This window comes from Methanosarcina sp. UBA411, from assembly GCF_002495725.1.
In the GTDB taxonomy this organism is placed as follows: Archaea; Halobacteriota; Methanosarcinia; order Methanosarcinales; family Methanosarcinaceae; genus Methanosarcina.
Window position 1 is genome coordinate 21589 of record NZ_DAGK01000007.1, and the last position, 7337, is coordinate 28925.

At 37.4% G+C, this 7337-nt stretch carries 7 protein-coding genes; 1 reads left to right on the top strand and 6 read right to left on the bottom strand.

The features are described 5' to 3' along the window. Positions 1-2 precede the first annotated feature (2 nt). The 6 genes from BP861_RS02735 to BP861_RS02760 all read right to left on the bottom strand — a co-directional run bounded on the left by BP861_RS02735 (position 3) and on the right by BP861_RS02760 (position 4460). Positions 3-1577 (bottom strand): hypothetical protein, encoded by a 1575-nt coding sequence (locus BP861_RS02735; RefSeq protein WP_292372343.1) that lies wholly within the window; start codon positions 1575-1577, stop codon positions 3-5. Beyond that, complete coding sequence (locus BP861_RS02740) at positions 1564-2364, bottom strand: Wadjet anti-phage system protein JetD domain-containing protein (protein ID WP_292372345.1); 801 nt, start codon at positions 2362-2364, stop codon at positions 1564-1566. Before BP861_RS02740 ends, BP861_RS02735 begins: the two co-directional genes overlap by 14 nt. Then, positions 2361-2642 carry a hypothetical protein gene (locus BP861_RS02745; protein ID WP_292372347.1) on the bottom strand — a complete coding sequence of 94 codons (282 nt, stop codon included), beginning with the start codon at positions 2640-2642 and terminating at the stop codon, positions 2361-2363. The genes BP861_RS02740 and BP861_RS02745 overlap by 4 nt, the downstream gene beginning before the upstream one ends. Before the next feature lie 352 nt (positions 2643-2994). Beyond that, positions 2995-3297 (bottom strand): hypothetical protein, encoded by a 303-nt coding sequence (locus BP861_RS02750; RefSeq protein ID WP_292372349.1) that lies wholly within the window; start codon positions 3295-3297, stop codon positions 2995-2997. Beyond that, on the bottom strand, positions 3287-3673 hold the full coding sequence (locus BP861_RS02755) for a hypothetical protein (RefSeq protein WP_292372351.1): 387 nt from the start codon (positions 3671-3673) through the stop codon (positions 3287-3289). Before BP861_RS02755 ends, BP861_RS02750 begins: the two co-directional genes overlap by 11 nt. A 232-nt stretch (positions 3674-3905) precedes the next feature. After that, a complete protein-coding gene (locus tag BP861_RS02760) occupies positions 3906-4460 on the bottom strand; it encodes a saccharopine dehydrogenase NADP-binding domain-containing protein (RefSeq protein WP_292372353.1) in 555 nt (184 codons plus the stop codon). A gap of 815 nt (positions 4461-5275) precedes the next feature. Here BP861_RS02760 and BP861_RS02765 point away from each other — a divergent pair. Beyond that, positions 5276-6739 (top strand): hypothetical protein, encoded by a 1464-nt coding sequence (locus BP861_RS02765; protein ID WP_394339158.1) that lies wholly within the window; start codon positions 5276-5278, stop codon positions 6737-6739. Positions 6740-7337: the final 598 nt, after the last annotated feature.

A 7337-nucleotide genomic window follows, 5' to 3' on the forward strand; every position in this document is an offset into this window, starting at 1 on the left:
AATCACTTCATCATAAATTTCATATTTGATATATACGCACTGAATCCTTTTTTAATATTTATTATCTCGTCTGGAAAGGATGTAACGATAAAAGTCGAACATGAAAGACCGAGTGTCTCATGTGCTAATAGTAACGCATCTAGGATCAATTCACGATTGGAGTGGCATGATAACTTCAGTTTATTAAAGTCAAACTGAGTAACGTTTAGTTCCTTGTTTTTCAGGTTTTGTAAATTCTCAGAGACTTGCACATTTACGTCATTAACGTCAACATTAAGCGAAAACAGGAAGGGAATCAGATCTATATTTTGCAGTGCTTCAGGCCCAAGTGTGTCTTCAACTGTCTTAAGATATGTTCTAAGAGTTAAATCGCCGCCATGCTTCTCTACACACCCAAGTAACGCATGAGTATAAACTCTGAAATTGGTCCTTTGTCGCTCATCAACTGTTCCATCAATAAGCTTTTTTTCACTCCATTCATCATTCTGCCTTGTTTCGGAAGCTTCAGGTTTTTTACGGCTTACAATCTGCGGTTCAAATATTTTGTATAAACTAAAAGTCCTAGGGGTTTTAGGCAGGAACATTGGGTGCATTCCAATAACATGAACATCATTTGGATAATTTTGCTGGACATTATTTTCGAGAATTTCCTTAAAATGCCATTTTCTATCGAATAACGAGTTTACTCTAATCCGACAAATTTTCTCATATTCTCCTGGCAAGTCTGTATAGTCCTTCAGTAATCCGGAGTGAAGCTGATAACCACGGTCGAGCTCAGTAGAAATTTGTTTAAGGATCAGGAAATCTTTTTCGTTTGCACTCTTGTTGGAAATATTGATGATTTCTTCGTGATTTTTTGTTAATTCTAAGAGAGTGGTTCTTACTTCCTCAAATAAAATTTTCTCTTGTTGTAATTGACTAAAAACTCCCTCTGAGAAAATGGAATAGTCCTCAACTATATCGGGTCCTCCATACAGCATTTTCTCTAACAAATACTGTCTTTTTTCTTTTTTGCGAAGAACCTCAAGATTGAGTTCTCTCACCGTATTCAATGCAGTTACGAATGAACCATTTTCAATTTGCTTTTTAAAGAGAATTAAGCTCACCGAAATTTTTGATTCTTCTGGCAGTTCCTTGATGCTTATCATGAAATCAAGTCCTGAATCACTGATTTGGTAAGCCTTGTTACTTACATCGTATTCTATCAGATGCACATAATGACCATCTTTCTTTCTACGCATAGGGTCTATATATTCAAAAAGATACGATTCTCCGTCTCTGTCCGTTTCTAGAATAGTCAATATGGTACGCGTCACTTGTTTGCTGTCAATTTCATGATACAGATATATTTCATCGAGTATATTCTTTATATGTACCTCAATTTCATCCACCTTCAGGGAGCGCCCACGCAGTTTTCCTTTCTCGATTAATAGAGTCAAAACACTAAGTGCGACATAAGGTAAATCATATTCCAGATTATTCCGGGAAGAATACGTATAAATCCTAAAAAAGGGATAGTAACATCTTAAATGCCTCATCCGTTCATTAATATCCTGGAAATGTTTAGCATATTCCAATAGTGCTCAGCCTCCTCATATCTGTTTTATTGACGACTTCTTGAGGAATATATTTTTGAGCAGATATAATCTCTTCAATTACTTTTCTAGTCTTGTGGTTGAAGAAATCGATTAACGGAGACAGTGACTCTTTGTTTGTTTTACGATATTTTCGCAGAGGTTTGGCGTTTTCCGGCCCAGCTTTATTCAACATATACTCATATAATGAAACTGCTGGGCGAATATCATACTCTGTAAAGGTACTCCTTAACTGATTAAAAATAAGTATTCCTTCCTGATCCATATCCCCAAAATAGTAATAACGATCAGTTGTTTTACCGCCCACTATCTGTATAAACTCAAACTTACTTACAACTGCGTTTCCTTCCCCATATATAAGTAAATGAATATCTGCAAGTTCTCTGCTTAAAGTTGCATCCATAAACGTCCAGAAGGTATCCTTATTTTCCACAATAAGGATTGTCCGAGCTGATACATCCCTTAAACTATTATACTCGTCAACTTTAATATAAAAAAACGGTTCTAGTTTTCTTTCGGCTTTAATGTGTTCAATTGTTAGTCCCAATCGGTTTAAAATCGACTCTCCATCAATAGATGCATCTTTTGGAGCGGTAATTGCTTTTTCGTCTCCAAATATCAAGTATGATCTTTCGTTAGCAGTAAGGATTTCACAGTCGTCCTGCATCAGCAATTCGTTAATTCTGCGTATAATTTCCTTGTGCTCACGATACTCATCAGTATGTTTTAAATAATAACTCATGTTGAGTTTGCATGAGATTTCTCTCAACTCTCTGCTGGTATATGTTCACCACAGTGTCCGAAGTAGCACCTGTTGATCTCATATTTATTAGGAAGACCTTTATATTGTTGTAACCGTTTTGCATTTTTCAACGGGATTAATATGTCTTCACTAATCAGTTTTTGAATTATATTAATAAACGGCTTGTTTAGCGATGGATCTGCAATCAAATTTATGCCGAAATTTTTCAGTTCTTCGACTATGTATTTTATCTCAATCCTTTTTTTTGTGTATTGTTCAAGTATGTTTAAGACTTGCTTCTCCATGCTTCCAATTTCCTTCGATCCTCTCTGAATAAAGATTCGATAAGAGATAAAGATACCTTTGATCAATTCTCCTTGGAGGCTGTGTAAACAAGAATTTGCTGTAAAATCACAAATTCAGCTTTTATGTAATACGTGTAATTTTGCTCTCTCTATATGGAATTTCCCTATGCAATAACTCTTTAAATCTCTAATTTTACAGAAAAATTAGCACACTGCCGAAATTTCGTACGTTTCTTTATATCTTTCTATTATAATTTTTGTTTCTACTGCTTTGTATTTAATGTAGAGGCACAGTGGAAAGATCTCTTCTTCGACAGATTTTAGTCTACCCCGGAGGATAATTTACTTTGAATTAACCTACGAAAAGAAAATTTTCAAATTGCCAGGGATCAGGATTGTATTTTACGGCTGGATTTTCTTTGAAAAATATTTTGCGATTTTTAAGCGGTGTCCAGTCCGACGGCGTGGAAATAAATATTCCAAGATATGGTTTGGCAATATCTAGGACAAAATCAGGAGGTAAGTCTTCAGGTGTTTTAATATCTTCTCGCGGATTCTCAAGCATCCAGAGTACAGCAGCAACAATGCCTGCAGCTATCTGAAGAGTGGTAGCATTCTGACCGGGAGCAAGGGATCTGGTCTCTTCAATGCTCAATGAGCTCCCAGTCCACCAGGAATTGTAAGAATGGCATCAAGAGTGCCCCCATTAATATCCTCGCCAGATATGATTCATTTGTCATAATCCTGAGTCTCGGTTGAAGCTCATAATTTCGGCCTCGCAATTCACAAAGGGAGGAAAGTGTATCATGACAGGGCATATAAGCATAATGCACGGTAGGTCGATAGATCGCGTTGCCATCTTCCCAAACAGTTAATATTTGTGAAAGACCATATGCTTCGCCATGACGGATTACCATACCTATAATCTCTTCATTTGGTATCCACGATCTGACCCATGTATTAATGCCCATTTGGGGCAAGAAAATCACATTTTTCGGTCCGCATGGAGGTATATGCGCTAGGGACGGCAATCTGCTCTCATGCGTTCCCCAACCTATTTCAACCGGAGCTATCCCTTCTTACCTCAAACCTTCAATGCTCCATGTTCCTACAAATTCATTAACCTCCTTTGGTCGGGTAGCAATTTGAGTATCTCGCTCGCTACAATGACTACTTTGATTCCCAATTTCTTAGCTAGATGGGCAAAATCCCTGTTTTTTGCAAGGAGAGCAATTTCTTGTTCATCCTCGAGAGACTTTCTTATCAGCACATGTACGAGCGGTAATATCCAGCAAGGCTTGCTTTACGAAATGAGATATCAAGCCAGGATTTGCGCCATGGTCGATAACAGCAGTTGGCGCATCTTTCCAATCCACGGGAAAGTTCAAACAATCTCACTTGCCGTGAATAAAGCGATTTTTCTAATAGACTTTGAGTCAAAAACCCCTCAGCAGGATCCCATACTTCAACCGAAGTGTTAACGTACAATACTTTTTGATCATAACACCACTTAATGATGTCATTGGTAGTTGTATTCCACGAGAGATCAATGAGCAAGCCCTCATTTTCCAGATATTGTGACAAGACTTGATCCAAATTCTCACGAGTAATTTTTTTACAGACATATCTTAATCCTTGATCAGTATATTTCTTCAGAGCTTTTGACTTGTCTTCAAAATCAATTATGGTAATATTTTCTAGCGGAACATCGATTTTTTCCATTAAAAGAGGTAGGGTGCATTGTGAAACCGAGCCATAACCGATAATGAGAATTTTACTGGAAACCTTTTTTTCATAGGATTCGTAAACGTAAGGCATAGATATAACTTTTCGCACGAATTCCGAATTAAAAGTATATGGCAGTGAATCATCATGAATGAGATAAATCATAATTTAAAAATTATGATTGAGAGTATTGATGTAAATTAACCAATAGTGTGACCGTTATTAGTTACCTACTTCTCATAAAAGTTTTAAGAAAAAGGTCTATAATATCTTAATAACATGTTAACAAATGATAAAATTAGTTTTACTTAATATATTAAAAAATTTGGTGCGAGAGGTGCGATTCGAACGCACGAATTCCTTCGTAAACGGATATTAAGTAAGCTATAGAGGACTATATTTTACATTAAAGTAATCCAATTTGCGAGGGTTGCCCAGTCAGGTAAAGGCAATAGGTTCAGAGCCTATTCTCATAGGAGTTCATGCATTCGAATCGTACATTTCTCACCAAAATTTTTATTAATCCTTATTTTCCTTTAAAGGTCTAATTTTCTACATTTCTTCTAAGAACGTGTCTTAAAAATTATAAATTCTCTATAACCTGATTTCTCGTCCGTAGTAAGCAATAACTTACACAATCAATAGACCAACTATCCCAATTTAGTCGGCATTCTACCGAGGATTTTAATATATTTACTGATAAATTAAAAAAATGGTCGCAAAGATTTGCATTGGATTTTAGGAGAAATCAAAGACATATTATTTTGGAAGGTGTTTATTATATCTTCTCTTTCTTAAGTATAATTCCTCTTTTTTGTGTAATTCTTTGCGAGAATAAGTATCGCTCATAGGGGACGTGGTATATGAGAAATTATTTGCTATTTTTACTAATTGGCGTTTTGTTCACAATGTCAATAGGAACTGCCCTCGCAGAGAACGTGGAAACAAATGTGACAACAAATGACACGCAGACATTTCAACAAGCTTTAGAACAGGATGGATTCACTGTACAGGAAGGTGATCTCGCTTACTTTGATTTTATTACGCTAGTAGAGAAAGGAGTATTACCTTCTGCGTACGGAAACAATCCCACAACAAAATACGTGATGTATTTTGTTCCACCTGCACCTGGTTATGGAGTAGAAGAGCAGATTTCTAAAATAACCAGTATGCTTGGAGCTAACGGAAACACAACTCCTTTCTGGAACCTGCGTCCTGATGAAGCTGTAGTTTTCGTGGGAAGAACCCCGCCTCAATGCAGGTACTTCGGTTACGATTATTGCTTAATGCACAGGACAATTGGGGACGAGAGAAGATGGATCTTTGCCAACATAGCAGATTCAACAAACAACCTGGTTATTAAAACCGAAGGAACTCCAAATGGTTCGTCTGGAAATCCTTTCAATCAAACTACGGTAATAATCATTACCGCTGACAAAGGCATTGATCAACGAATCAGGAATGCTGCCCATTCTGCAGGATATTTAGATAATATAATTAATACTCAGGTGCTTCCCTCATCCATATTAAACATGGGCCTGGATAATAACTCCGATACATTTGCTGCAGCTGTCCGCCCAACCTTATTCAATGATACGCAGGCTGGAGAAAATTACATCAATAATACACCTGCAGTTGTTTTCAGGATTACTCCCAATAATACTACGGAGCTGGATCCGTATGCTTATCCAGAGCTAAGGGTCCGTGGAACTGGACAAACAGATTTCGAGCTTACGGATGATCTCGAAGAGCTAAGGACTGTGATTCTCAACAAATATAATGAGTCAAATGCTACAGAGCTTCCCACAAGCCAATGGGTTCCAAAAGGGAATGATGCTATTCAGAGAGGAATCAACGCCGCAGGTCCTACCAACGATGCCTGCTATCTATGGACAGGAAACCAGACTGCCTCTTCGCTGACACCTCTTTTCTTCGATACTTCTCAGTACTATCCTTTCCTGCGGGATCCAGCAATTACTCTTGGGAATAATTCCGATGAGTTCATAATCGTCTATGGGGTCAACCATGTGGCTACAGGAAAGGCGACGTATTCAAGCTTCGCAGTATACGGAGCAGATTTATGGAATGGAGTAGGAGCAATTACTAACAACAATTTCAATGGATCTACTGAGGAATATCTCCCCAACAATCCAAATGCGAAATACCTGTATGTTTATAAGCTCGCAAGGAACTGCAGCGAAGGCGATAAGTACTGCTATGCGGTTCCCTACGGTATGGTGGCTTATGGGATAGATTTGGATCAACCTCTTTTCATTGGCTGGAGGGCCTACCTGGAAAACTCTACAAAAACTGGGCCAGAATACTCGGAGATTGTATATGATCGGGCGATAAAGTTTAACCCTAGGGATTAAGGTAAAAGGAGTTGGATATTAAGGCAATTCAAGCTCTAGCTATATATATAACTTTAAAAATCCCTTCATTTTTAATATATACGGCCAGAGCTTATTTTTAATATCCTTTAGATCTCATGATCTAGCCTCAAGCAGTAAACTCTATTTTCTAGACTCGTTTCTATGGATCTGTTAACGTAAAATCTCTCCTCATCGGCTCGCCAGCAGAGCAATGACTTGTAATCGCTAGGCAGTGTGTGCGAATCCAACAAGGGCAACTTCTAAATTTTGTTTTAAGCACTTTCAGGTATTTTACCAAATTTTAACTTAGTACCTTATTAAAGACACAAGTCTTAGACAATTAATTTTTTTGAAATCTAGTAAATTTAGAGATACTTTTAAGAAATTATGATCCTATTTCTTTACTATATTCAATAATTCAAAAAGGCCAAGGTATTAAGTCTGGCGCATTTGACCTAGCTGGGCAACCCTCGCAGATGTTGTGATACTTTTTCATCTTTATGTCATTTTTTATATATTAATGCATATTTTTTTATTACAAGGGAGCGCAGAGGGTCACGAATACCCCGACCTTTAGGTCGGGGATGAAGTGAACCCT

Bases quoted from the DNA above. Each gene is read 5' to 3' on its own strand.
- BP861_RS02745 (WP_292372347.1), bottom strand. From the start codon at position 2,642: ATGGAGAAGCAAGTCTTAAACATACTTGAACAATACACAAAAAAAAGG.
- BP861_RS02760 (WP_292372353.1), bottom strand. From the start codon at position 4,460: ATGCCTTACGTTTACGAATCCTATGAAAAAAAGGTTTCCAGTAAAATT.
- BP861_RS02765 (WP_394339158.1), top strand. From the start codon at position 5,276: ATGTCAATAGGAACTGCCCTCGCAGAGAACGTGGAAACAAATGTGACA.